Origin of the sequence: Aurantimonas sp. (genome assembly GCF_964217435.1) — a bacterium.
In the GTDB taxonomy this organism is placed as follows: Bacteria; Pseudomonadota; Alphaproteobacteria; order Rhizobiales; family Rhizobiaceae; genus Aurantimonas; species Aurantimonas coralicida.
The window spans coordinates 133,759-158,892 of the sequence record NZ_CAXPJM010000008.1 but is presented as its reverse complement, the minus strand read 5'-3'; the positions used below and the strand labels follow the sequence as shown (position 1 = coordinate 158,892).

The window sequence follows — 25,134 nt, the reverse complement described above, 5'->3', positions numbered from 1 at the left end:
ATGCGCCGGACGGAGTGCCCGCCCGGCGGCTTCCTCAGCTCTTCGCCTGCGGCGCGATGCGCAGGCCGAGGTCGCGCAGCTGCGCCGGCGAGGCCTCGTTCGGCGCGCCCATCAGAAGGTCGTGCGCCTGCTGGTTCATCGGGAACATGGCGATCTCGCGCAGGTTCTTCGCCCCGCAGAGCAGCATGACGATGCGGTCGACGCCGGCGGCCATGCCGCCATGCGGCGGCGCGCCGTACTGGAAGGCGCGATAGAGCCCGCCGAAGCGCTCCTCGACCGTCTCCTTCGAATAGCCGGCGATCTCGAACGCTTTCACCATCGTCTCGGGAAGATGGTTGCGGATGCCGCCCGAGGCAATCTCGAAGCCGTTGCAGACGATGTCGTACTGGAATGCCTTGAGCTTCAGTGGCTCTTCGCCCTGCAGCGCTTCCATGCCGCCCTGCGGCATCGAGAACGGATTGTGGGCGAAATCGATCTTCTTTTCCTCTTCCTGCCACTCGTAGAAGGGGAAATCGATGATCCAGGCGAGCTCGAACCGGTCGCGATCGACGAGGTTCAGCTCTTCGCCGACCCGCGTGCGGGCCGCGCCGGCAAAGGCCGTGAAGGCCTCCGGACGACCGGCGACGAAGAAGCAGGCATCGCCCGCCTCGAGGCCGAGCTGGGTGCGGACCGCCTCGGTGCGCTCCTCGCCGATGTTCTTGGCCAGCGGCCCGGCGCCGGAAACGGCACCCGCCTCCTCGCGCCAGAAGATGTAGCCGAGGCCCGGCTGGCCCTCGCCCTGCGCCCAGGAATTCATCCGGTCGCAGAAGGCGCGGCTGCCGCCGGTCTTGGCCGGGATCGCCCAGACCTCGACCGCCGGATCGCCGGCGATCATGTTGGCGAAGACCTTGAAGCCCGAACCGGCGAAATGCTCGGTCACGGCCTGCATCTCGATCGGGTTGCGCAGGTCGGGCTTGTCGGAGCCGTATTTGCGCATGGATTCGGCGTAAGGGATGCGGCGGAAGGTCTGGCTCACCGGCTTGCCGTCGGCAAACGCCTCGAACACGCCGCGGATCACCGGCTCCATGGTCGACAGGATATCCTCCTGCTCGACGAAGCTCATCTCCACGTCGAGCTGGTAGAACTCGCCATAGAAGCGGTCGGCGCGCGGGTCCTCGTCGCGGAAGCACGGCGCGATCTGGAAGTACCGGTCGAAGCCGGACATCATGATCAGCTGCTTGTACTGCTGCGGGGCCTGCGGCAGGGCGTAGAACATGCCGTTGTGCAGCCGCGACGGCACCAGGAAGTCGCGGGCGCCCTCGGGCGACGAGGCAGTCAGGATCGGCGTCTGGAACTCGAAGAAGCCGGCATCGCCCATCAGCGTGCGCATCTTCGAGACGATCTGCGTGCGCCGCATCATGTTCTTGTGCAGCGTCTCGCGGCGCAGATCCAGGAAGCGGTACTTGAGGCGGATGTCCTCCGGATAATCCGGCTCGCCGAAGACCGGCAGCGGCAGCTCCTTGGCGGCCGACAGCACCTCGATCTCCTTGGCGAAGACCTCGATCGCGCCGGTCGGCAGCTTCGGGTTGACCGTCTCGGCCGAGCGCGCTTTCACCTCGCCGTCGACGCGGATCACCCACTCACCGCGCACCGTCTCGGCAATGGCGAAGGCCGGGGAATCGGGATCCACGACGACCTGGGTCAGGCCGTAATGGTCGCGCAGATCGATGAACAGCAGGCCGCCGTGGTCACGAATGCGATGGGCCCAGCCCGACAGGCGAACCGTGTTGCCGACATCCTCCTTGCGGAGGGCGGCGCAGCTGTGACTGCGATAGCGATGCATGGCGTTCTTCCTAATGGCTGGTCCGCGCCGACGCTGCGTCGATGCGCGCGCAGGCGGGTCGTTCTCGATCGGCGGAATCGCCGCGGACAAGCGCATGCGTCATGCCCCATGTCAAGATTCCGTCCGCGCGCGACGCTTCCGGGTTTCGCCCGCGCCGCGGATCGGTCTAAAGGATGGCCATGCATACGATCACCACCACCGCCGAATTGTCCGAAGCCTGTTCGCGGCTCGCCGCCGCCGAATTCGTCACCGTGGACACCGAATTCATCCGCGAGACCACCTTCTGGCCCGAGCTCTGCCTCATCCAGATGGCGTCGGACGATCTGGCCGTGCTGGTCGATCCGCTGGCGGACGGCCTCGACCTGGCGCCCTTCTTCGATCTGATGCGCGACGAGCGCATCGTGAAGGTCTTCCACGCCGCCCGGCAGGACGTCGAGATCATCCACAAGCTCGGCAACATCATCCCGGTGCCGCTGTTCGACACCCAGGTCGCCGCCATGGTCTGCGGCTTCGGCGAGTCGATCGCCTACGACCAGCTCGTGGCGCGCACCACCGACGGCCGCATCGACAAGACCTCGCGCTTCACCGACTGGCGCCGGCGTCCGTTAAGCGACCAGCAGCTCGCCTACGCGCTGGCCGACGTGACCTATCTGCGCGACGTCTATCGCTTCCTGTCCGCACAGCTCGCCGAAAAGGGGCGTACGCGCTGGGTGGACGAGGAGATGGCGGTCCTCACCGATCCGGCGACCTACGATCTGCATCCCGACGACGCCTGGCGCCGCCTGAAGCTGCGGGTGCGCAAGCCCATCGAGCTGCAGATCCTCAAGGAAGTCGCCGCCTGGCGCGAGCGCGAGGCGCGCGAGGCCGACAAGCCGCGCGGCCGCATCCTCAAGGACGACGCGATCTACGAGATCGCCCAGCAGGCGCCGACCGACGAACAGTCGCTGTCGCGGCTGCGGACCATCCCGCGGGGCTTCGAACGCAGCAATGCAGGCCGCGAGATCGTCGCCGCCGTGCAGCGCGCACAGGCCGTGCCGCGCGCCGACCTGCCGTCGATCCCGCGCCCGCCACAGCTTCCCGAGGGCACGGCGGCAGCCGTCGAGTTCCTCAAGGTGCTGCTGAAGATCGTCGTCGAGGAGAATGGCGTCGCCGCCAAGATGATCGCCTCGGGCGACGATCTGGAGAAGCTCGCCTGGAAGGGCGACGAGGCCCCCATCGCCGCGATGGACGGCTGGCGCCGCGAGATCTTCGGCGACCGCGCGCTGAACCTCCTGAAGGGCGAAACCGCCCTCGTCTATCGCAACCGCAAGGTGGAGATCGTCGCGCTCTGACGCGGCGATCGGGCCCTCAGCGCACTTCCATACGCAGGGTCTTCTCCACGACCTTGGCAAATTGCTGCAGGCGCCCTTCGGGGCGCTCGCCGACGAGATCGGCCAGATGCTGCGGGATCACCAGCGTGAAGCCGCCGCGCGGGTCCTGGGCCCATTTGATCTGGTCGAGGACGCCGGGCATCGAGGCGGTCAGCAGATAGGCCACCCGGAACAGCGAGCCGAGAATGCGCGCCCGGCGCATCAGGCGGTCGTCCACGAGACGTTCGATCTCCGGCAGGTGCACCTGCTCGAAGCTGCCTTCGTGACGATAGTAATTGGTCAGTCCGAGATAGACGCGCCCGCGATGGTCGACCGCCGGGAACGCGGCATGGGCGATGATCGACAGCGACTGCTTGCCGCGATAGTCGGGATGCGCCCGCCAGCCGATGTCGGCGAGGAGGCAGGCCGCCTGCCGCAGCCGTTCCTCCGCCGGCGTCTCGTCGATGCCGAAGGCCTCGAAGGTGCGCCGGCTCCATTCGACCAGTTCCCGGGCATGATCGGGCGAGCGTGAGCGCAGGATCGACAATTCGCGGGCCGATTCCAGCAGCGGGTCCTTCGCCCGCTCTTCCGGCGACAGCAGCGAGTGCAGATAGCCCTCGCGCACCCCGAGCGCCGACAGGACGATCTTCGACGGCTTCAGGTGCCGTATGATGCTCTTCAGCGTCACCGCGCCATAGGCCAGCAACGGCCGGCGCGACTTCGAGACCGCGCCGATGCCCGGCAGCTTGTCGGCCGGCGTGCGTACGACCATGTCGAGGAAACCGTCGATGCCGGCGGCGTCGATCTCGTAGCCATGCATCACATGCAGGGGATATTTCTCCTGCTCCATGTGCAGCTTGGCGAGGTTGCGCCAGGTGCCGCCGACGGCGAAGAACGGCCGCCCCTCGCCCTTGCCGGCCAGAGCGCAGGCCGACAGATGGCTCTCGGCCACCGCCTGAGCGCGCGTCAGATCGCCTTCCGACAGGTCGCGCAGGCGCAGCCCGCCCAGCGGCAGGGTTAGCCCGCCCTGAAAGCCGCCCGCGTCGATGTCCACCAGTTCCAGGCTGCCGCCGCCGAGATCGCCGCCGATCCCGCTCGGATTGTGGAACCCCGACAAGACGCCCTCGGCCGCGTAGCGGGCCTCGTCTTCCCCCGACAGGATGACGATCTCGCAGCCGATCGCGGCTTCCGCCGCCGCGATGAAGTCCGGCCCGTTCTGGGCCTCGCGGGCGGCGGCCGTCGCGATGGGATGGATCTCGCGCACATTGGCCTGCGCGGCGAGCCGGCGAAAGCGCGACAGCGCGGCGAGCGCACTGTCGACGGCCTTTGGGTCGAGCCGGTTGGTCCGCGCCAGCCCCTTGCCGAGACCGCTCAGGACCTTCTCGTTGAAGAGCACCGTCAGCGAGCGGCAATTGCCTTCGTAGATGACCAGGCGAACCGAGTTCGACCCGATATCGACGACCGCGACCGGCTGACGGTCCTGCAGCCGTCCCTGCGCGATCGGCTCAGTCGAACCGGGAATGTTCTGCCCGTTGTCTTGCAATGAGTTTTGGAGCATCCGTCTTCAGTGCTTTACCGCGCCCCGACAGACTCGGATTTGTCATGAAATAGCGTTGGGCATTGAACGGCTGTTCGCCCGGCGAGGGTACGATATGGCGCGATGTACCGTCCGCGGCTACCGACCAGCTCTGCTGATTGTCCAGAATATTCCCCAGCATGATCTGGGACAGGATCTGACTGTGGACCGTCGGCGTGGAAATCGGCACCAGCGTCTCGACCCGCCGGTCGAGATTGCGCGGCATCATGTCGGCCGAGCCCAGATACACGATCGCCCCCTCCGAGGGCAGCCCCTGGCCATTGCCGAAGCAGAAAATGCGGCTGTGCTCCAGGAAACGGCCGACGATGGATTTCACCCGGATGTTGTCGGACAGGCCGGTGACGCGCGGGCGCAGGCAGCAGATGCCGCGCACGATCAGGTCGATCTCCACGCCCACCTGGCTGGCGCGGTAGAGGGCATCGATGATCGCCGGATCGACCAGCGAGTTCATCTTCATCCAGATCTGGCCGGGCCGGCCGGCCTTCGCATGCTCGGCCTCGGCGCGGATCAGGTCGACGATCCGGTTGCGCATCGTCAGCGGCGAGATCGCCAGCTTCTTGACCTCGGTCGGCTCGGCGTAGCCGGTGATGTAGTTGAAGACGAGCTGCACGTCGTGGGCGATGGCCGGGTCCGCCGTGAAGTAGGACAGGTCCGTGTAGATCCGCGCGGTGATCGGGTGGTAGTTGCCCGTGCCGATATGGACGAAGTTGACGAGCTTGCCCTCTTCGCGTCGCACCACCAGCGACAGCTTGGCGTGGGTCTTCTTCTCGATGAAGCCGAACACCACCTGCACGCCGGCCCGTTCCAGGTCGCGCGCCCAGCGGATGTTGGCCTCCTCGTCGAAGCGGGCCTTCAGCTCGACCAGCGCCGTCACCGACTTGCCCGATTCGGCCGCGTCGATGAGCGCCCGCACGATCGGGGAATCGTTCGAGGTCCGGTAGAGCGTCTGCTTGATGGCGATGACATTGGGGTCCTGCGCCGCCTGGCGCAGGAACTGCACCACCACGTCGAAGGATTCATACGGGTGGTGGACGATGATGTCCTTCTCGCGGATCGCCGCGAAACAGTCCCCATTGTGTTCGCGGATGCGCTCGGGAAAGCGCGGGATGTAAGGCGTGAACTTCAGATCGTCGCGCGGCAGCTTGCAGAGCTGCGACACCGAATCGAGCGCCAGCATGCCATCGAGCACCGAGACCCGGGAATCGGGCACCTCGAGCTCGTTGGCGACGAAGTTGCGCAGTGATTCCGGCATCACCGAATCGAACTCGATGCGGATCACCGAGCCGCGCCGGCGGCGCTTCAGCGCGCTTTCGAACAGCCGCACCAGGTCCTCGGCCTCTTCCTCGACCTCGATATCGGAGTCGCGGATGATCCGGAACGTGCCGGCGCCGCTGACCCTGTAGCCTGGGAAGAGCTTGCCGATGAACAGGGCGACGACGCTCTCCAGCGGCACGAAGCGGGTCATGCCGGCGGCGTTCGGCTCCATCTGGATGAAGCGCTGCAGCGCGACGGGCAGTCGCAGCAGGGCGTTCATCTTCTGCGAATCGCGCTCGCGCACCAGCGCCAGCGCGATCGAAAAGCCGAGATTGGGGATGAACGGGAACGGATGCGCCGGATCGACCGACAGCGGCGTCAGCACCGGGAAGATCGTCTCGTTGAAATGGTTCTCCAGCCAGGCGCGGTCCTCGCGCTTGAGATCGCCGGCGCCGACGATCTGGATGCGCTCCTCGCGCAGCGTCTTCACCAGTTCAGCGAGCGAGGCCTGCTGCTCTTCCTGCAGATTGTGAACGTCGACCAGGATCTGGTTGAGCTGTTCCTGCGGGGTCAGCCCGTCGATGCTGCGCACCGAGATCTTCTCGCGCACCTGACCGGCAAGGCCGGCGACGCGGACCATGAAGAACTCGTCGAGATTGTCGGCCGAGATCGACAGGAAGCGCACGCGCTCCAGGAGCGGATGCGCCGGATTGAGCGATTCCTCCAGCACGCGGCGATTGAACTGCAGCCAGGAGATCTCGCGATTGACGAAGCGGTCGGCCGGCAGCTCGGTCTCGGCCGCCAGGTTCTGCGCCGCCGTGCGGGCCTCGACCTCGGCCGTCGGGGCCTCGAGGATGACCGAGGCTTCGCTGACCCGTGTGTCGGTCGAGGCGGCGGCCGGGGCGCCCTCCTCCGGCTTGCGCGCGCCGGAGCCGGCATCCGCCGGCTTCACGCTGTCGGCGGTCCGCTGCTCTGTCAGCGCGGACTTTGCCGGAGCCTTCGCAGGCCTGCGGCGGATCGGCGTGCGCGCCAGATCCTTCGCTTCCCCGTTGCCGGGCGCTGTATTTTCAGCGGGCGTCGCCGTGGCGGATGCCCTGGTATTGCTGCGCGGGGTCGCCGTACGGCGCCGCGGTGCGCGCGGCTTGCGTTCCGGTCGGGGCGGTGTGGTGTCGTCCATGCAAACTCCTCCGTCGCCGCCGGTTAGCGGCCGGATGCGACAGTCGCATGACGCATCGCGGCGGTGCCGCGGTCAAGCACCCGTTTGATCAATCGCGTGCCGATCCGCTCGCGCGTCGCCAGCGCCTCCCGGTCGATCTCCGCCACTAGGAAGCCGGCCGCATCCAGCGAGCGCTCCATGCGCTGCACGAGGTAGTTCACCGCCCTCGGCGACACCGCGATCTGGCGATCGGCGAAGAGCTTGATCAGTACGCCGGTCAGCAGCGCGTCGTCGGGCGCGCCGAGTTCGGCGATGGTCGCTGCGGCGAGGCGCGAGCGCAGATCGGCGGTCGCGACATTCATTGCCTGCGGCATCACCCGCGACGTCAACAGAAGGCTGCCGCCGCCAAGCCGGGCCGCATTGACGAGGCCGAACAGTTCGGCCTCCGACAGGGCCGTCCGGTCGGCATCGTCCACCACCACGCGAAAATCGTCGGCCGCAAGGCTCACCTCGGTCGCGCCGGGCCGCGCCACCGTCGCCCCGGCCCGTTCGCTCCAGGCATTAGCCAGATGGGTCTTGCCCGATCCCGGCGGTCCGACGATCAGGAGCACCGAATGCCGCCAACGCGGCCAGGAATCGATCGCCTCCACGGCGAGCCGGTTCGACGGCGACATGATCAGGTCCTCGCGGGCGAGCGAGGCCGCATGCGGCAGTTCGAGCGGGATCTGGGTCGGCATCGCGATCGCGTCCTACTCGCCCGCCTCGCCGCGCGGCACGGTGCCGACGGCGGGCGGCGCCGATTGCGTCTCGATCTGGACGGCGGGCTGCTGCGGCTGCGTGCGACCGTAATACATCTCGCTCTGCAGATATTGCGACAGGGCAAAGCGCACCAGCACTCCGACAGCCGCGGCGGCCGGCACGGCAATCAGCAGGCCGACGAAGCCGAACAGGGCACCGAAGGCAAACAGGGCGAACATCAGCCAGACCGGATGCAGGCCGACCGACGCCCCGACGAGCTTGGGCTGCAGGATGTTGCCCTCGAAGAACTGGCCGACGAAGAACACCACCGCGACCATCAGGATCGAGACCCAGTCGGGCCAGAACTGCACCAGAGCCACGCCCAGCGCCAGGATCAGGCCGATCGCCGACCCGACATAGGGGATGAACGAGATCAACCCGGCGAACAGGCCGATCAGCAGTCCGAAATTCAGTCCCGTCAGGGTCAGGCCGACGCCATAGATCGTGCCGAGGATCAGGCAGACGCTGCCCTGCCCGCGCACGAAGCCGGCCACCGACCGGTCGATCTCCCGCGCCAGCCGCCGGACCGTGTCGACATGCTGGCGCGGCGTCCAGGCATCGATCTTGTCGACCATCCGGTCCCAGTCGAGCAGCAGGTAGAAGGCGACCACCGGCGCGACGATGAACAGCGAGACGAAATTGACGACGGCGAGCGACGACGACCACAGCCCGCCGAGGAAGCTCGTGACGATGCCGGTGCCTTCGCTGGCGAACTGGGCGAAGTCCTGCTTGAAGTTCATCTCCTCCCCGGTGAACAGGAAGGCCAGCGGCCCGCTGCGGGCCGAGACCGCGATCGCCTGCAGGCGATCGAGATAATCGGGGATGCGCTCGACGAAGCTGGCGATCTGCGAACCGACCACCGGCACGACGACGAGGATCGCCGCGGCGAAGAACAGGACGAACAGGATCAGGATGACGATGGTCGCCATCAGCCGCGAGAAGCCGCGCCGCTCAAACCAGTCGGCGACCGGATCGAGGAAATAGGCGATCACCATGCCGACCAGAAACGGCAGCAGGATTCCGGAGAACACCCACAGCAGGAGAATGGAGACCAGCGCCGCCACGCTCCAGAACAGGACCTGCCGCCGGATCAGCGCGCTTCGATCGGTCATTGGGGGTCGCCTCTGCGGTCGGACGGATCGTCGTTGGGGTTCATGTGTCGAAGCCAATCAACGAGATAGGCGGCGGCCGACACACCGGTCAAGACCACGGTGACCGCCACCAGGAATTCGATTTCGGCGGTCAGCGACAGGCCGAACGCCGGCTCGCCGAGGGCCACGCCGGCCAGCACGATCTGCGACACGGTATTGAGCTTGGAGACGAGCAGCGGCCGCACCGTGACCGGCCGCCCCATGACGTAGGACAGGAGCACCGCGGCGACGATCAGCAGGTCGCGGCTGACCACCGCGATCGCCAGCCAGCCCGGCAAGCGCTCCAGCAGCGCCAGGCCAACGAAGACCGAGACCAGCAGCACCTTGTCGGCAATGGGGTCGAGATAGAGGCCGAGTTCGGATTGCTGGTTCCAGCGCCGCGCGATCACGCCGTCGACCGCGTCGGAGAGGCCGGCCACGACGAAGATCGCGAAGGCCAGCGTCCAGTCGCGTTCGATCAGCGCCCAGATCAGCACCGGCACGCCGCAAAGCCGGGCAATCGTGATGATGTTGGGCAGCGTCAACGGGTGCCCGGGGCCGTGTTTTGTTCCGTCGCCGGTCATTGTCGTACCATGGCGACAATCCTTAGCATTGGAAGCCGGGTCTTGCTCACAGCCGGCGATCATGTCAACTCGACCAAAACGGTGCGGGGACCATGGCCGAAACGACTCCACTGACCTATCGCGACGCCGGCGTCGACATCGACGCGGGCAACGATCTCGTGCAACGCATCAAGCCGCATGTGCGCTCCACGGCGCGGCGCGGTGCCGATGGCGAGATCGGCGGGTTTGGCGGCCTGTTCGACCTGAAGGCCGCCGGCTTCAACGATCCGCTGCTGGTCGCTGCCAATGACGGCGTCGGCACCAAGCTGCGGATCGCCATCGAGACCGGGCTGCACGACACGATCGGCGTCGACCTTGTCGCCATGTGCGTCAACGATCTCGTCGTGCAGGGCGCCGAACCGCTTTTCTTCCTCGACTATTACGCCACCGGAAAGCTCGATCCGAGCGAGGGCGAGGCCATCGTCAAGGGCATCGCCGAGGGCTGCCGGCAGGCCGGCTGCGCGCTGATCGGCGGCGAGACCGCCGAGATGCCGGGCCTCTACGCCGACAAGGACTACGATCTGGCCGGCTTCGCCGTCGGCGCGGTCGAGCGCGACCGCCTCCTGCCGGCCGGCAATATCGAGTCCGGCGACATGATCCTCGGCCTCACCTCGTCAGGCGTCCATTCCAACGGCTACTCGCTGGTCCGCCGCATCGTCGAGCGCTCCGGTGTCGGCTATTCTGACCCGGCGCCCTTCGATGCCGATCGCAGCCTCGGGGAGACACTGATCGCGCCGACCCGCATCTATGTGAAGCCGCTGCTCGCCGCCTTTGCCGAGACCCGCGGCATCAAGGCCCTCGCGCACATCACCGGCGGCGGCTTCGTGGAAAACATTCCGCGCGTCCTGCCCGACACGATGCGCGCCGACATCGACCTCTTCGCGGTTCCCGTGCCGCCGGTCTTCGGCTGGCTCGCCCAGGCGGGCGGCGTCGCCGAGGCCGAGATGCTGCGCACTTTCAACTGCGGCATCGGGATGGTCGTGGTGGTCTCCGACGCGGACGCCGCGGCCGTCAGCGCCATTCTCCAGAGCGCTGGCGAGACGGTCGTGCCGCTCGGCCGCATCCGCCCGCGCCAGGACGCCGCGGTGACCTTCAACGGCGCACTGGCGCTGGCATGAGCGCGGTGCGGCGCAAGAAGATCGCGGTCCTCATTTCGGGCCGCGGCTCGAACATGAGTGCGCTGATCGCCGCCTGCATGGACCCGGGCTATCCCGGCCAGATCGCCGGCGTCGTGTCCAACCGGCCGGACGCGCCCGGGCTCGACACCGCGCGCCGCTACGACATTCCCGCCGTCGCCATCGACCAGACCGCCTATGCGGACCGCGCCGCCCACGAGGCAGCGTTGATCCGGGCACTCGACGAGATGGCGCCGGACGTGGTGTGCCTCGCCGGCTACATGCGGCTGCTGTCGGCCGATTTCGTGCGACGCTTCGAGGGCCGGCTGATCAACATCCACCCGTCCCTGCTGCCCCTGTTTCCCGGCCTCGACACCCACAAGCGTGCCATCAATGCCGGCATGCGCATCCATGGCTGCACGGTGCATTTCGTCACCGACCGCATGGACGAGGGCCCGATCATCGCGCAGGCGGCCATCGCCCTCGTGCCGGGCGACACGCCGGAAACCGTCGCCGAGCGGCTGTTGCGGGCCGAACACCGGCTCTATCCGCATGCGCTGAGGCTCGTTCTGGACGGGGCTGTGCGCATGTCCAACGGACGCGCCATCGTCAAGCCGGCGCCGCCGGTGGAAGACGAGACCATGCGCCTCGGCGATGGCGACCCGATCCTCGTGTCGCCGGATGCCCGCCGCAACGGCTGATCCGTCGCGACGCAACGCCGTGGCGATGACGGCCTGACCCGGCTCGCGCCGGGGCATGCCCGTTGCGATTGGCGCTCCGCGGTGCCATATGCGCCGCGAAGGACGACCTTCCTTTCCTCCCATCATATCGCCGGGACGACCCGGCACAGGACAAGCAGGGTCGCCATGCGCTCAACTCCCGACCGTATCCGTCATGCCGTCAGCTTCGAGATCGTAGGGCTGGCCCTCGTCACCCCGGCCGGAGCGTGGCTCTTCCACGTACCCTTCGCCGACATCGGCGTCGTCACGGTCATCGGCGCGACCATCGCGACGCTGTGGAACTACGTCTACAATCTGGGCTTCGACCATCTGATGCAGCGCGTGCGGGGCACCACCCGCAAGACGCCGCTGATCCGGGTCGTCCATGCGATCGTGTTCGAGGCCTGCCTGCTCGCCTTCCTGCTGCCGGTGATCGCGCTGTATCTGGAGATCGGCATCGTTCAGGCCTTCCTGATGGATGCGAGCTTCGCGGCGTTCTATGCGGTCTACGCCTTCGCCTTCAACTGGGCCTATGACCGGATCTTCCCGCTTCCCGAATGGCGGGAGGCGGCGGCCGAAGGCTGAGAGCCGCGGACCGCGTGCCGGACCATTCGCTCGCGGATCGTCCGTGCGACCGCACGGCGGGATTGCCCAGGCACATCCATCAGTCCCGACTATTCCACTGAGCTCCCGTCGCGCGACGACGGCGTGAGCATACGGCTGGCCTCGCAGGTCACGCCTTGGATCGCTTGGCCTCCGTTATGCGCCGTCGCAATATTTCTTAGGCGGGAACACTTCGTATCACGCCTCTGTAGCAAGAATGTGATCGCCGTTTTACTATTCTTTTCGATCTTCCGCATTACCGCCGCCTCGGACTCCGGGTGTTTTATTTCTCCATCACAAATGAGTGATGCAAAGATAGTCGGCGAATACGCAGGTGTGGCAGAGCGGGCATAGGCGAACAAAGTACAACGCCGCATAAGCATGGACATCAACAAACGAGGAATTCCATGCGCACCTACCTTCTCTCGATCCTGACCGCCTCCACCGCCCTGACCTTCGCGACCTACGCCCAGGCCGCCGACGTGATCTACGAAGAGCCGATGGCTCCGGCACCGATGGAGATCAGCCCGGTCGCGTCCGGCTGGACCGGCATATATCTCGGCGTCCAGGGCGGCGGCGCGTTCAACCCGCAGGATCCCGACAATGTCGACCTGCGCACCAACGGCTTCGCCTTCGGCGGCTCGGCCGTGCAGACCGCCTTCGGCTCGAACTTCGACTCGAATGTCGACTCGAGCTTCCTCGGCGGCGCGCATATCGGTTACGACTACCAGATGGACAGCGTCGTCTTCGGTGTCCTCGCCGACATCAACGCCATCGACATCACCCGTTCGTCCAACGCCGATTCCTCGACGCCGGCCTATTACCGGACCGACCGCGAGCTGAACTATCTGGGCACCGTGCGCGCCCGCGTCGGTTACCTCGTGACCCCGGGCGCCCTCGCCTATGTCACCGGTGGTCTGGCCTATGGTGACGTCGACTATTCGTTCTCGACCAACTCCCCGGCCGTGACCGGCGCGACGCCGGCCGTCGTTTCCGAGGACGAGGACAGCTTCGGCTACACCGTCGGCGGCGGCATGGAAGTGAAGTTCACCGACAACATGTCCTTCGGTGCCGAGTATCTCTACACCAACCTCGGTGGTTCGGGTTACACGCGCCTGAACGGCGGCCCCTTCGCCGGTGGCGTCGGTGGCTCGACCGATTTCGCCGTCGACGACGATTTCGACTTCCACACCGTGACCGCCAAGGTCTCCTACAAGTTCAACTGATTTCAGCGGACCATCCGGTCCGTTCGAACAGGAAAGCCGGCGCTCCTCGCGCCGGCTTTTTTGTGTCCAGACGAAACTGGGCTACATCGAGAACGCAAGTATGGTCTGTATTTTCAGCGCGTTACCGGCATGAACGGACTCTGATTCAGAACCTCAGCTTCACTGCCCAAGCCACTGCAGACGGCGCGAGACTCTGGCCTCGACGCCGCGCGCCTACCCGGCCGGCTATGCCCGGGCGGTCCGCAGCCAGACCCGGTTGTCGTGGAACGCCGCGCCGCCGAAGGGGGCGACGGGATCGGCTCCGGTCAGGACGTTGATGCCCTCGCCGTCGAGAAAGTCGGTATTCGCCCACAGGCCCTCGTGGATCAGCACCCCGGGTTTGACCGTATCGCTGACCTTGACCGGCAGTCGGACGCTGCCGCGGCTGTTGCCGATGGTGACGATTTCCCCGTCGCCGAGGCTCTCGCGCAGCGCATCCTCGGGATGGACGATCAGCTCCGGCGCGCCCTCGCGCGAGCGCGATCCGCGGGTTTCCGCGAAGGTCGAGTTGAGGAACTGGCGGGCCGGCGACGTTGCCAGCCGGTAGGGATGCGCGTCGTCCACGGTTTCGATCAGCGTGACATGGTCGGGAAACTCCGGCAGACCGGCAACCGGCCCCTGCGGGCCCATGCTGTCCGGCGGCCGGTTCGGCGCCTGCCCCCCGGTCCAGTCCGGCCTGAAGCGGAACCTGCCGTCCGGCCAGGCAAAGCCGTTCAGGAAATGCGCTTCCTCGAAGGGCGGCTGCCGGTCGATCCAGCGCTCGCGCTGCAGGCCGTCGAACCCCTCCGTATCGCCCGCAGCCTTCAGCATGTTGTCGATCAGCGTCCTCTCGTCGAGGCCGAAGCCCGGATGATCGGCGACGCCGAGGCGCTTGGCCAGTTCCTCGATGACGAAATGATTGGTGCGCACCGTCTCCGGCGCATCGACCAGCTTGGGCCCGAGAACGATGTGGTTCTGCCCGCCGCCGCGATAGATGTCGTCATGCTCCAGGAACATCGTCGCCGGCAGCACCAAGTCGGCGATCTGCGCCGTGTCGGTCATGAACTGCTCGTGGACGCAGGTGAAGAGATCGTCCCGCAGAAGCCCCTGCCGCACCAGCCGCTGCTCGGGGCAGACATTGGCCGGATTGGTGTTCTGGATCAGCATGGCCGCGACCGGCGGCCCCCCGGCGAGCGCGTCGGCATCGCCGGTCAGGACGGCGCCGATACGCGACTGGTCGAGATAGCGGATCGACCGGTCGCGATCGGCTGCCCCCATGATCTCGGACTTGTCGAGGCCGAAGATGTCGGAATTGGAGTGGAACGCGCCGCCGCCCTCGTGGCGCCAATGGCCGTAGACAGCCGGCACCGACATGGCGGCGTGCATCGCCACCGCGCCGTTGCGCTGGCGGGTGAAGCCGTAGCCGAGGCGGAAATAGCTGCGCGGCGTCCGACCGACCAGCGCGGCGAAGGCTTCGATGTCGGCGACGTCGAGGCCGGTGATCGCGGCCGCCCATTCGGGCGTGCGGGTGGCCAGATGCGCCTCCAGCCCGGCCGGATCGTCGGTGTAGCGGGCGAGATAGTCCCGGTCCGCCGTGCCGTCCCGGAACGCGATGTGCATCAGCGCGCAGGCGAGCGCCGCGTCGGTGCCCGGCCGCAGCTTCAGGGCCATGTCGGCCTGCTTCATCGTGGCGTTGTCGTAGATGTCGATGACGATGATCTTCGCGCCGCGCTCCTTGCGGGCCTTTGCGGCGTGGGTCATCACATTGACCTGGGTGGCGACCGCGTTGGTGCCCCAGATGACGATGCAGTCAGATTTCGACAATTCGCGCGGATCGGCGCCGCGCATGACGCCGGCACCGACGAACCAGCCGGTCCAGGCCATGTTGGTGCAGATCGAGTCGAACTGGCCGGAATAGCGCTTGGCATGGCGCAGCCGGTGAATGCCGTCGCGCTGCACCAGCCCCATCGTGCCGGCATACTGGTAGGGCCAGACCGCCTCCGAGCCGTAGCGGGTCTCGGCCTTCACGAACTGTTCGGCGACGAGGTCGAGCGCGTCGTCCCAGGCGATCTCGCGCCAGCCGCCCTCGCCCTTCGCGCCGACCCGCTGCCGTGGTGTCATCAGCCGGTCGGGATGATGAATGCGCTCGGCATAGCGCGCGACCTTGGCGCAGATGACGCCGGCCGTGTAGTCGTTCGCCGCAGCCCCGCGCACCCGGCCGATCGTCCGGTTTTCGAGGATCTCGACGTCGAGCGCACAGGTGGAGGGGCAATCATGCGGACAGGCGGAATGTCCGATGGCGACGGGAAGCGGTTTGTTCATGGCGCGACGATACCGCAAGAGCGGGTCGGGCCCCAATTCATTTTCACGATCAAGACCATCGACCCCGGCGATCGGCTGCCCCCATACGCAGGGAAGGGCCGGACCCGACGGCCCGACCCTTCTCTCGTTTGCTGTCTGTGTGGTGTTCGACTACGCCGCCTTTGCCAGTCGCGAACGCTCGTCGTCGCTCAAGGCCGGGTAGTCGATGAACCCCTTCTCGTCGCCGCCATACATCGTCGCCTGGTCCCATTCGGCCAGCGGCGCGTCGAGCTTCAGCCGTTCGACGAGATCCGGGTTGGAGATGAACGGCCGGCCGAAGCAGGCGAGATCGGTCTCGCCGTTTGCCACGCGCTCGATCGCCATCGTCCGGTCATAGGCGTTGTTGCCCATGTAGAGACCGTCGAACTTGTCCTTCAGCGACCAGGCCTTGAACTCCTGCGGATCGCGGGCCCCTCCGGTCTCGCCCTCGACGACGTGGAGATAGACCAGCTTGCGCTTCGACAGCTCCTCCACATAGCGGGTGAACAGCGGCTCGGGATCGCTGTCGGTCAGATCGTTGGCCGGGCTGACCGGCGAGATGCGGATGCCGACGCGCTCCGCGCCCCAGACGCCGACCACGGCATCCACGACCTCGAGCGGGAACCGGATGCGGTTCTCGATGGAGCCGCCATATTCATCCGTGCGCTGGTTGGCGCCGTCCCGCAGGAACTGGTCGAGAAGATAGCCATTCGCCGAATGCACCTCGACGCCGTCAAAGCCGGCGGCCTTGGCATTCTCGGCCGCCTTGACGTAGTCGGCGACGACACGCGGCAGTTCGTCCTTGTCCAGCGCCCGCGGCGCCGGAATGTCCTTGAAGCCGTCGACCGTGAAGGCCTTCATGTCGGGCTTGACCGCCGAGGGCGCCACCGGCAGCGCGCCGCCCGGCTGCAGGTCGGGGTGCGAGATGCGGCCGACATGCCAGAGCTGCAGGAACATCTTGCCGCCCTTCGCGTGGACGGCATCGGTCACCTTCTTCCAGTCCGCCACCTGGCGGTCGGTGAAGATGCCCGGCGTATAGGCATAGCCGCGCGCTTCCGCCGAGATGTTCGTCGCCTCGGTGATGATCAGGCCGGCGCCGGCCCGCTGGCGGTAATATTCGACATGGATGTCGCGCAGATCGCCCTCGTCGGTGGCGCGGCTGCGGGTCAGCGGCGCCATGACGACGCGATTGGCCAGATGGGTGGGGCCGAGATCGAGCGGCTCGAACAGTTTCTCGTCAGCCATTGCGGTGTCCTCTTCCGGATGCAAAGACGGCCGGCATGTGCCGGCGTTGCCGCGAGAGATGGGGACTTGCCGCAGCGCGGTAAGGCGGATGAACACTGCGTTCGCCAGCCGCGATCCGGCATCGCCCCACGCCGCTGGAGAGTGTTCGCGCGCGGGCACCTGCACCGAAGGAACACGACGCCCGATGAACTATCGCCACGCCTATCACGCGGGCAATTTCGCCGACGTGGTCAAGCACGCCCTGCTGACCCGGCTGATCGCCTATCTGAAGCGCAAGGAGAAGCCGTTCCGCGTCTTCGACACCCATGCGGGCCGCGGCAGCTATTCGCTCACATCCGACGAAGCACAGCGGACCGGCGAGCATGCGGATGGCGTCGGCCGGCTGGTCCAGGCCGCGGCCGACGTCATGGACAATCCGCTCCTGGCCGAATACCGCGAGGCGCTGGCCTCCGATCTCTCCGAAGACCGCTATCCGGGCTCCCCGCTCATCGCCCGGCGCCTGCTGCGCCCGCAGGACCGCCTTTCCGCCTACGAGCTGCATCCCGCCGATGCCGCGGCGCTGAAGACGCTCTTTGCCGGCGACATCCAGACCAAGGCAATCGCCCTCGACGGCTGGCTGGCCCTCGGCTCCCACGTGCCGCCGAAGGAGAAGCGCGGCCTCATCCTGATCGACCCGCCCTTCGAACGCACCGACGAGGTCGACGCCATCGCTGAAGGACTTGCCAAGGCCCTGCAGCGCTGGGCCGGCGGCATCTACGCCGTCTGGTATCCGCTGAAGCGTCCGGCCCTGGTCGCGGCCCTGCACGAGCGTCTCGATGCCCTGCCCGTCAGCGAGCGCGTGACGGCGGAATTCTTCCGCGAGCCCTATTCGGCGGACGAACGCTTCGTCGGCACCGGCCTGACCGTCATCAACCCGCCCTTCGTCTTCGCTGCGGAGGCCGAAGCGGTGCTGACGACCCTCGCGCCGTTGCTGGGAAGCGGCGCCGCGGCAACATTTTCGGTTTTTACGTCGTCGTCGCCGCGCCCGTGAGGTCGCCCGCCGCGATTTCGTGCTACCGAAACCCAAACGGATCCGACGTGGAAGGCTGTCCCATGTATCGTGCCATCGCTGCCGCCCTTGCCCTGTTCGTCGCCGGTGTGGCGGCCCTGCCCGCCCAGGCGGCCGATCTGCGCTACGGCGAGCCCGCTCCGTTGCGCGCCGCGCTGGTCCCGGCCTGCGACGATGCCGACGTCCTCGGGCAGGTCGAGGACCAGTTCGAATACGGCGCGCCGACCATGGTCGGCGTGAAGCTGGAGATCCTCGAATTCAGCGGCATGTTCGAGAAGGCCTATTTCCCGCAGCGCGCCGGCGAGCCGCTGCCGGCTGAGCCGATCGAGCGCCGCTACTGCCAGGCAACCGCGCTTCTGTCCGACCATGTCAGCCGCACCGTCTACTACGTCATCGAGCATCCGATGGGCTTCGCGGCAGCCGGCGAATATCTGGGCGGCTTCTCGCCGGTCGCGTCCTGGCGGGCCGAGGGCTGCGTTCTGGGTCTCGACGAGTGGCACGTCTATGGTGCCAATTGCGAATCGCTGCGCCGCTTCCCGGAGGAGGGACGCACCGGGTATGGCTACGTCTCCAAATAGGATCGTCGAACAGCATGCGTCTCTACTATTCCGCCCCGTCCCCCTTTGCCGCCAAGGTCCGCATGGCCGCCAGCCATTGCGGCATCGCCATCGAGACCGTGCCGGTCGACACCACCGCCGAGCCCGATGAGCTGCTCAGGGCCAATCCGCTCGGCAAGATCCCCGTGCTGGTCGTGGATGACGGCGCGACGGTCTACGACAGCCGCGTGATCTGCGCCCTGTTCGACCGCATGAGCGGCAACCAGATGGTGCCGCAGGCGATCGAGCCCTGGCGCATCGCCGCCACCGTCGAGGCGACGGCCGACGGCATCGTCGATGCCCTGATCCTGTCTGTCTACGAAGTCCGCTACCGGCCCGAGGACAAGCGTCACCAGCCCTGGGTGGACAAGCAGCTGCGCAAGGCCGACCGCGGCCTGGCATCGTTGGAACAGCAGATCCTGGAACTTCCCGAAGACCTGACCATCGGCCACTTCGCCGTCGCGGCGCTGCTCGGCTGGGCCACCATGCGCTTCCCGGGCAAGATCGAGGGCGAACGGCCGCAGCTTGCAGCCTGGCTGCAGCGCTTCGAGCAGCAGTTCCCGGCCTATGCCGATCTCAAGCCGTCCATGCCGGCGAGCTGATTCCGACCGGGCCGGCCGCTAGAATTTCAGCGCGATGCCGGCCCGGATCGAATGCTCGTCGAAGCCCGACGAGATACTGGTATTGCCGAGATCGTAGGTCTCGCTGCCGAAATCCGAATAGCGATATTCGAGGCGCGTCGTCACATCGTCGCTGACGCGCGCTTCGACACCGGCTCCGAGCGTGTAGCCGATGCTCGTCTGGCTGTCGGAAAACCCGTTGAGCGACAGCTCGTTGCGTGCTGCGGCCACGCCGCCAGTCGCGAACACGAGGAACGGATCGACCGCGACGCCGGCCCGTGCCCGGAACGAGCCGAAGATGTTGTTGTCGGCATCGATCTGCGCACCGGTGGTCGCATTGGTTCCGCTGGCATCGACGTTCGACCCGCCGAGATCGGCTTCCAGACCATAGACGAACTGATCGGTCTGCCAGTTGTAGCCGGTGTAGACGCCGCCGACGAAGCCGTCGCCGTCGAAGCTCGCACCGGTCGACTGGTCGAAATTCGACGTGTTGTAGCCGACGAAGGCGCCCGCATACGGTCCCGACCAGACATAGACCGGCGTGGAGGGAGCGAGCGGCGCCACCACCGGCGGCTGCGGCTCTTCATAGATCACGTCGGCTGCGCGCGCGGCAGGCACCAGAGCAACGGCCGCAGCGGTTCCGACCGCGAGACTGCGAAGCAGGTTCAGCATGCGCCTTCTCCTTCCCGATCCCGCCGGCAAAGGTCCCGGCCGGCGATCGTGGCGCCTGCGGGCCCGTTCGGCGCGCGGCAGCCACATGGCTCTCGATCCGATGTGGGGATCGTTCCAAAAGGAAACAGCCGGCGTCGCGAATGGCTGCATCGTTTCGGCGCGTTTTCCAGCGATAGTTGCCGAATCGCGACACCTGCCAAGATGCGCTCTCGCCAGATGCGCGGAAGTGATCGCGCCCCCCTGCATTCTCGCCGGTGCGGAATCATATAGAAGGGGCGCAACCGCACCGGCATCCCTTGGCCGACGCATGGCGGACCCTGATTCTAGATATCCGGAAGCGGCGCCAAGCCCCTCTCCGGCCAGGATAAAATGATCGACGAGCCTGAAGAGACAGACGACGATTTGATCGACGCCGCCGAGTCCGATCCGTTGGACGAGGGCAGCGAAGCCCCGGACGGCGATGCCGCCGCGGCGAGTGCCGCGCTGCTGGCCTCGATCGACTGGGACGATGCCGGCCAGCAGTTGGCGGGCGAACTCACCGGGGCCGAGCTGATCGCCGCGCTCGCCAAGCGGCTGCCGAACCAGCCGGGCGTCTACCGCATGTTCGGCAAGGACGGCGACGTCCTCTATGTCGGCAAGGCCCGCTCGCTGAAGAAGCGCGTCGCCAATTACACGCGGCTGGGCGGCCACACCCAGCGCATCGCGCGGATGATCCGCGAGACGCGGCAGATGGAATTCGTGACGACGCGCACGGAGACCGAGGCACTGCTGCTCGAGGCCAACCTCATCAAGCGCCTGCGCCCGCGCTACAACGTGCTGCTGCGCGACGACAAATCCTTCCCCTACATCCTGGTGAGCGAGGATCACGAAGCGCCGGCGATCATGAAGCATCGCGGTGCGCGCTCGCGAAAGGGCAGCTATTTCGGCCCCTTCGCCTCGGCCGGCGCGGTCGGGCGCACGATCAACTCGCTGCAGCGGGCCTTCCTGCTGCGCACCTGCACGGATTCGGTCTACGAGAGCCGCACCCGGCCCTGCCTGCTGCACCAGATCAAGCGCTGCTCGGCGCCCTGCACCGGCGAGATTTCGATCGCCGACTATGACGGTCTCGTGCGGGAGGCCAAGGCGTTCCTGTCCGGCCGGTCCAACCAGATCAAGAACGGCATGTCGGCGGCCATGCAGGAAGCCTCAGACGATCTCGATTTCGAGCGCGCCGCGATCTACCGCGATAGGCTGGCCGCCCTCTCCCACGTCCAGAGCCATCAGGGAATCAACCCGACCGGGATCGAGGAAGCCGACGTCTTCGCCATCCACCAGGAAGGCGGCATGACCTGCATCCAGGTGTTCTTCTTCCGCACCGGCCAGAACTGGGGCAACCGCGCCTATTTCCCGAAGGCCGATTCCTCGCTGGAGCCGGGCGAAGTGCTGGGGGCGTTCCTCGCCCAGTTCTATGACGACAAGCCGGTGCCGCGCCTCGTGCTGCTGCCGCTGATGGTCGACGACGGCCCACTGCTGGCCGAGGCGCTGAGCCTGAAGGCCTCGCACCGGGTGCAGATCGGCGTGCCGGCCCGCGGTCTGAAGCGCGATCTCGTCGACCATGCCACGGCCAACGCCCGCGAGGCGCTGGGGCGCCGGCTGGCCGAGACCTCGTCGCAGGCGCGGCTCCTCAAGGGCGTCGCCGAGACCTTCGGGCTGGCGCGCACGCCGCGTCGGATCGAGGTCTACGACAACTCCCACATCATGGGCACCGCCGCCGTCGGCGGCATGATCGTCGCCGGTCCGCAGGGCTTCGCCAAGAATCACTACCGCAAGTTCAATATCCGGGGCGACGACATCACGCCGGGCGACGATTTCGGCATGATGAAGGATGTCATGCGCCGGCGCTTCTCGCGGCTGATCAAGGAGCACGGCGATGCTCCGGTGGACCTCTCCGCCCAGACCGAAGACGAGGAGGATCCGCAGGATGCCCTGTCCGACTCGTCCATGCCCGCCTGGCCGGACCTCGTCCTGATCGACGGTGGCAAGGGCCAGATCTCGGCGGTGCGCGAAATTCTCGACGAGCTCGGCATCGCCGACCGGGTCACCACGATCGGCGTCGCCAAGGGCGTCGACCGCGATGCCGGCCGCGAGCGTTTCGTCACCGGCGAGCGCGAGCCCTTCTCGCTGCCGCCCCGCGATCCGGTGCTCTATTTCCTGCAGCGGCTGCGTGACGAGGCCCACCGCTTCGCCATCGGCACCCATCGGGCGCGGCGCAAGAAGGAGCTGGTCAAGAATCCGCTCGACGAGATCGGCGGCATCGGTCCGTCGCGCAAACGCGCCCTGCTCCACCATTTCGGGACGGCCAAGGCCGTGTCGCGGGCCGCCCTCAGCGACCTGCGCGAAGTCGAAGGCATCTCGGCGGCCATGGCGAAATCGATCTACGACCACTTCCACGAGCGTGGATGAACTGACCGTCATGTGTCATGCGGACAATGGCGGTTGACGAGAGCCCGGCTTGCGGGCTTGTACTGACACGCACAGCCGAAGCGGACTTTCCATGGCATCTCGCGCCTACAGCCTACCCAATCTCCTCACCTATGCGCGCATCGTCTGCGTGCCGCTCGTTGTCCTCTGCTTCTTCCTGGAAGGGACGCTGCGAAGCCCGGACTATGCGCGCTGGTCGGCGCTGTTCATATTCCTGGCGGCCAGCGTCACCGATTTCCTCGACGGCTATCTGGCGCGCGCCTGGCAGCAGACCTCGACCATCGGCCGCATGCTGGACCCGATCGCCGACAAGCTCCTCGTCGCCGCGGCGCTGCTGCTGCTGGCGGCCGACGGCACCATCGCCGGCTGGAGCCTGTGGGCGGCCATCGTCATCCTGTGCCGCGAGATCCTCGTCTCGGGCCTGCGCGAATATCTCGCCGAACTGAAGGTCTCGGTGCCGGTCACCCAGCTCGCCAAATGGAAGACGACCATCCAGATGGTGGCGATCGGCTTCCTGCTTGCCGGGCCTGCGGCCGACGATATCTACCCCCTCGCCACCGAGACCGGGATCGTGCTCTTGTGGATCTCGGCGATCGTGACGCTCTACACCGGCTATGATTATTTCCGTGCCGGTCTGAAGCACATCGCGGACTGACGACGGCCGAGCCGCGCCCGTCGCGGCCACTCGCGCGCGACAGCCCGATGTCCATTGCAGGAGGTTCTCCCATGAAACTCGCCTATTTCGCATGGGTGCGCGAACGCATCGGCGTCTCTGACGAAGAGGTCGAACTTCCGGCGGGGATCGTCACGGTCGCCGATCTCCTGGCCTGGCTGAAGGGGCGCGGCGAGACCTATGCGGCAGCGCTCCAGTCGCCGGAATTCATCCGCGTCGCTATCGACCAGGAACACGCGGACCATTCCGAACCCGTCGCCGGCGCCCGCGAGATCGCGCTCTTCCCGCCGATGACCGGGGGCTGAGAATGGCTGAGGGAACCGCCGCCCCGGCCTCGTCCGATGACATCGAGCCGGTGGTCCGGATCCAGGCGGAGAACATCGACATCGCCGCCGAGATCGCGGCCATGACAGGCGGCGGTGCCGTCGGCGGCCTCGTCACCTTCTCTGGCTATTGCCGCGACGAAGGCGGCCGCCTCGCCGCGCTGGAACTCGAACATTACCCCGGCATGGCCGAACGCGAGATCGCGCGGATCGCCCGCGAGACCCTGGCCCGCTGGCCGCTCTTCGGCTGCCGTGCGATCCATCGCTACGGCCGGGTCGCGCCCGGCGAGGAGATCGTCTTCGTCGCCTGTTCCTCCGCCCATCGGCAGGCTGCCTTCGAGGCGGCGTCTTACCTCATGGACTTCTTGAAGACCCAGGCGCCCTTCTGGAAGCGCGAGCACCTCGTCGACGGCAGCACCGGCGGCTGGATCGAGGCAAAGGACACCGACGACGCCGCAACCGATCGCTGGCACCGGATCTGACGCCCGGGACAACGAGCGCACCCCTGTCCTGGAACGAAAAAAGGGAGGCCATCGGCCTCCCTTCTTCATTCAGTCACCTGAAACGTCGACGATCAGCCGACGATTTCGGTCTCGGAGAACCAGTAGGCGATCTCCTGCGCAGCCGTCTCCGGCGCGTCGGAGCCGTGCACCGAGTTCTCGCCGATCGACAGGGCGAAGGCCTTGCGGATGGTCCCCTCGGCGGCGTCGGCCGGGTTGGTGGCGCCCATGATCTCGCGGTTGCGCGCAATGGCGTTCTCGCCCTGCAGCACCTGGACGACCGTCGGGCCCGACGACATCGACTCGACGAGTTCGCCGAAGAACGGACGTTCCTTGTGGACGGCGTAGAAGCCCTCGGCTTCGCGGCGGCTCATCCACACGCGGCGCGATGCCACGACCGTCAGGCCGGCCTCTTCCAGCATGGCGGTGATCGCGCCAGTCACGTTGCGACGGGTCGCGTCGGGTTTGATCATAGAGAACGTGCGTTCGACCGCCATGTCCTAGTCCTTTTCGATTGGATCGGGGAAAGTGGGCGACCTATAGCGACGCGCCTTGGCCGGAGCAAGGCGTTGCAGCGCACCCGCCCCGTCCCCGGCGCGATTTCGCAAGCTGCGCCTTGCCAGCTTCGGTCAGGCGCGGAATTCTCGGCGACCATGGTGGCCCTCGCCACTATCCGATGCCGGAGACCCGCGATGCTCTCGACCGACACCGCCCGCCTGCTGGCTGGCTACAATCGCTGGTGCAACGAACGGCTCTATCGTGCCACAGGCGATCTCACCGGCGCGGAGCTGCGGGCCGACCGCGGCGTCTTCTTCGGCTCCATGCTGGGCACGCTCAACCATCTCCTCGTCGCCGACCGGATCTGGCTGCGGCGCTTCACAGGCACCGGCGACGCGCCGGACCGGCTCGATGCCATCCTGTTCGAGGATTTCGCCGAATTGCAGCAGGCGAGACAGGCCGAGGATGCCCGGATCGCTCGCTGGATCGACGGCCTGTCCGATCACGACCTTGACAGTCCCATCTCCTACCGTTCGCTTACCGACCCGCGGGAATTCAGCCAGAGGCTCGGCGCCGCGCTCCTGCATGTCTTCAATCATCAGACCCACCATCGCGGGCAGGCCCATGCGATCCTTACCGGATTCGGCCGGGTGGCACCGGGGTTCGACCTCGTCACCTACCAGCGCGAGACCGGTCACGGTTAGCGCCGGAGCCATCGTTGCGACAGTCGCGAACAGCTTGGCGCGCAA

Annotated in this window: 23 protein-coding genes; 13 read left to right on the top strand and 10 right to left on the bottom strand. The window is 66.9% G+C overall.

The annotated features are described in order from the left end of the window. Window positions 1-34: 34 nt before the first annotated feature. Window positions 35-1,822, bottom strand: coding sequence for an aspartate--tRNA ligase (gene aspS, locus ACEQX1_RS04030; protein ID WP_370196529.1), 1,788 nt, complete (start codon window positions 1,820-1,822; stop codon window positions 35-37). A 179-nt stretch (window positions 1,823-2,001) separates the two neighbouring features. Here aspS and rnd point away from each other — a divergent pair, with 179 nt between their 5' ends. Continuing rightward, complete coding sequence (rnd, locus tag ACEQX1_RS04025; RefSeq protein WP_024350534.1) at window positions 2,002-3,153, top strand: ribonuclease D; 1,152 nt, start codon at window positions 2,002-2,004, stop codon at window positions 3,151-3,153. Window positions 3,154-3,169: 16 nt separating this feature from the next. Here the strand turns inward: rnd and ACEQX1_RS04020 are convergent, their stop codons facing one another. The 5 genes from ACEQX1_RS04020 to ACEQX1_RS04000 are packed head-to-tail and all read right to left on the bottom strand — an operon-like array spanning window position 3,170 to window position 9,690. Then, window positions 3,170-4,714, bottom strand: coding sequence for a Ppx/GppA family phosphatase (locus ACEQX1_RS04020; protein WP_370193716.1), 1,545 nt, complete (start codon window positions 4,712-4,714; stop codon window positions 3,170-3,172). Continuing rightward, window positions 4,677-7,199 (bottom strand): RNA degradosome polyphosphate kinase, encoded by a 2,523-nt coding sequence (locus ACEQX1_RS04015; protein WP_370196528.1) that lies wholly within the window; start codon window positions 7,197-7,199, stop codon window positions 4,677-4,679. Before ACEQX1_RS04015 ends, ACEQX1_RS04020 begins: the two co-directional genes overlap by 38 nt. Window positions 7,200-7,222: 23 nt before the next feature. Beyond that, window positions 7,223-7,915, bottom strand: a complete 693-nt coding sequence (locus tag ACEQX1_RS04010; RefSeq protein WP_370193718.1) for a DnaA ATPase domain-containing protein — start codon at window positions 7,913-7,915, stop codon at window positions 7,223-7,225. Window positions 7,916-7,927: 12 nt separating this feature from the next. Next, complete coding sequence (locus ACEQX1_RS04005) at window positions 7,928-9,088, bottom strand: AI-2E family transporter (RefSeq protein WP_370193719.1); 1,161 nt, start codon at window positions 9,086-9,088, stop codon at window positions 7,928-7,930. Further along, a complete protein-coding gene (locus ACEQX1_RS04000) occupies window positions 9,085-9,690 on the bottom strand; it encodes a CDP-alcohol phosphatidyltransferase family protein (protein WP_370196559.1) in 606 nt (201 codons plus the stop codon). Before ACEQX1_RS04000 ends, ACEQX1_RS04005 begins: the two co-directional genes overlap by 4 nt. A 92-nt stretch (window positions 9,691-9,782) precedes the next feature. On the opposite strand from ACEQX1_RS04000, the gene purM reads away from it, so the two are divergent. The 4 genes from purM (at window position 9,783) to ACEQX1_RS03980 (ending at window position 13,392) form a co-directional block, all read left to right on the top strand. After that, window positions 9,783-10,847, top strand: coding sequence for a phosphoribosylformylglycinamidine cyclo-ligase (gene purM, locus ACEQX1_RS03995; RefSeq protein WP_370193721.1), 1,065 nt, complete (start codon window positions 9,783-9,785; stop codon window positions 10,845-10,847). Then, window positions 10,844-11,545: a phosphoribosylglycinamide formyltransferase gene (gene purN / locus ACEQX1_RS03990; protein ID WP_370193722.1), complete on the top strand. Its 702-nt coding sequence runs from the start codon at window positions 10,844-10,846 to the stop codon at window positions 11,543-11,545. Before purM ends, purN begins: the two co-directional genes overlap by 4 nt. Window positions 11,546-11,710: 165 nt before the next feature. Then, window positions 11,711-12,148, top strand: a complete 438-nt coding sequence (locus ACEQX1_RS03985) for a PACE efflux transporter (RefSeq protein ID WP_024350527.1) — start codon at window positions 11,711-11,713, stop codon at window positions 12,146-12,148. Window positions 12,149-12,573: 425 nt separating this feature from the next. After that, entirely contained in the window at window positions 12,574-13,392 is an 819-nt protein-coding gene (locus ACEQX1_RS03980) for an outer membrane protein (protein WP_024350526.1), read from the top strand. 225 nt (window positions 13,393-13,617) lie between these two features. Here the strand turns inward: ACEQX1_RS03980 and ACEQX1_RS03975 are convergent, their stop codons facing one another. Beyond that, window positions 13,618-15,732 carry a molybdopterin-dependent oxidoreductase gene (locus ACEQX1_RS03975; RefSeq protein WP_370196527.1) on the bottom strand — a complete coding sequence of 705 codons (2,115 nt, stop codon included), beginning with the start codon at window positions 15,730-15,732 and terminating at the stop codon, window positions 13,618-13,620. Window positions 15,733-15,882: 150 nt separating this feature from the next. Beyond that, the gene (locus ACEQX1_RS03970) at window positions 15,883-16,995 is read right to left on the bottom strand and encodes an alkene reductase (protein WP_370193724.1); all 1,113 of its coding nucleotides are present in this window, start codon (window positions 16,993-16,995) and stop codon (window positions 15,883-15,885) included. A 184-nt stretch (window positions 16,996-17,179) separates the two neighbouring features. On the opposite strand from ACEQX1_RS03970, the gene ACEQX1_RS03965 reads away from it, so the two are divergent. The 3 genes from ACEQX1_RS03965 to ACEQX1_RS03955 all read left to right on the top strand — a co-directional run bounded on the left by ACEQX1_RS03965 (window position 17,180) and on the right by ACEQX1_RS03955 (window position 19,241). Next, window positions 17,180-18,025, top strand: coding sequence for a 23S rRNA (adenine(2030)-N(6))-methyltransferase RlmJ (locus tag ACEQX1_RS03965; RefSeq protein ID WP_370193726.1), 846 nt, complete (start codon window positions 17,180-17,182; stop codon window positions 18,023-18,025). A 62-nt stretch (window positions 18,026-18,087) separates the two neighbouring features. After that, window positions 18,088-18,621, top strand: coding sequence for a hypothetical protein (locus tag ACEQX1_RS03960; RefSeq protein ID WP_024350522.1), 534 nt, complete (start codon window positions 18,088-18,090; stop codon window positions 18,619-18,621). 14 nt (window positions 18,622-18,635) lie between these two features. Further along, window positions 18,636-19,241: a glutathione S-transferase gene (locus ACEQX1_RS03955; RefSeq protein WP_370193728.1), complete on the top strand. Its 606-nt coding sequence runs from the start codon at window positions 18,636-18,638 to the stop codon at window positions 19,239-19,241. Window positions 19,242-19,259: 18 nt separating this feature from the next. Here ACEQX1_RS03955 and ACEQX1_RS03950 read toward each other — a convergent pair whose 3' ends face one another. After that, window positions 19,260-19,931, bottom strand: a complete 672-nt coding sequence (locus ACEQX1_RS03950; RefSeq protein ID WP_370193729.1) for an outer membrane protein — start codon at window positions 19,929-19,931, stop codon at window positions 19,260-19,262. Between the two features lie 369 nt (window positions 19,932-20,300). Here ACEQX1_RS03950 and uvrC point away from each other — a divergent pair, with 369 nt between their 5' ends. From uvrC to ACEQX1_RS03930, 4 genes are all read left to right on the top strand, one after another. Continuing rightward, entirely contained in the window at window positions 20,301-22,373 is a 2,073-nt protein-coding gene (gene uvrC / locus ACEQX1_RS03945) for an excinuclease ABC subunit UvrC (protein ID WP_370196526.1), read from the top strand. A gap of 91 nt (window positions 22,374-22,464) precedes the next feature. Then, entirely contained in the window at window positions 22,465-23,046 is a 582-nt protein-coding gene (pgsA, locus tag ACEQX1_RS03940) for a CDP-diacylglycerol--glycerol-3-phosphate 3-phosphatidyltransferase (RefSeq protein ID WP_024350518.1), read from the top strand. Between the two features lie 71 nt (window positions 23,047-23,117). Next, on the top strand, window positions 23,118-23,369 hold the full coding sequence (moaD, locus tag ACEQX1_RS03935; RefSeq protein WP_024350517.1) for a molybdopterin converting factor subunit 1: 252 nt from the start codon (window positions 23,118-23,120) through the stop codon (window positions 23,367-23,369). A gap of 2 nt (window positions 23,370-23,371) precedes the next feature. Continuing rightward, complete coding sequence (locus ACEQX1_RS03930) at window positions 23,372-23,869, top strand: molybdenum cofactor biosynthesis protein MoaE (RefSeq protein ID WP_370196525.1); 498 nt, start codon at window positions 23,372-23,374, stop codon at window positions 23,867-23,869. Window positions 23,870-23,961: 92 nt separating this feature from the next. On the opposite strand, the gene ndk is transcribed toward ACEQX1_RS03930, so the two are convergent. Further along, complete coding sequence (gene ndk / locus ACEQX1_RS03925) at window positions 23,962-24,384, bottom strand: nucleoside-diphosphate kinase (protein ID WP_009209396.1); 423 nt, start codon at window positions 24,382-24,384, stop codon at window positions 23,962-23,964. Window positions 24,385-24,579: 195 nt separating this feature from the next. Between ndk and ACEQX1_RS03920 the strand changes: the two genes are divergently transcribed. Next, on the top strand, window positions 24,580-25,089 hold the full coding sequence (locus ACEQX1_RS03920; RefSeq protein ID WP_370194903.1) for a DinB family protein: 510 nt from the start codon (window positions 24,580-24,582) through the stop codon (window positions 25,087-25,089). Window positions 25,090-25,134: the final 45 nt, after the last annotated feature.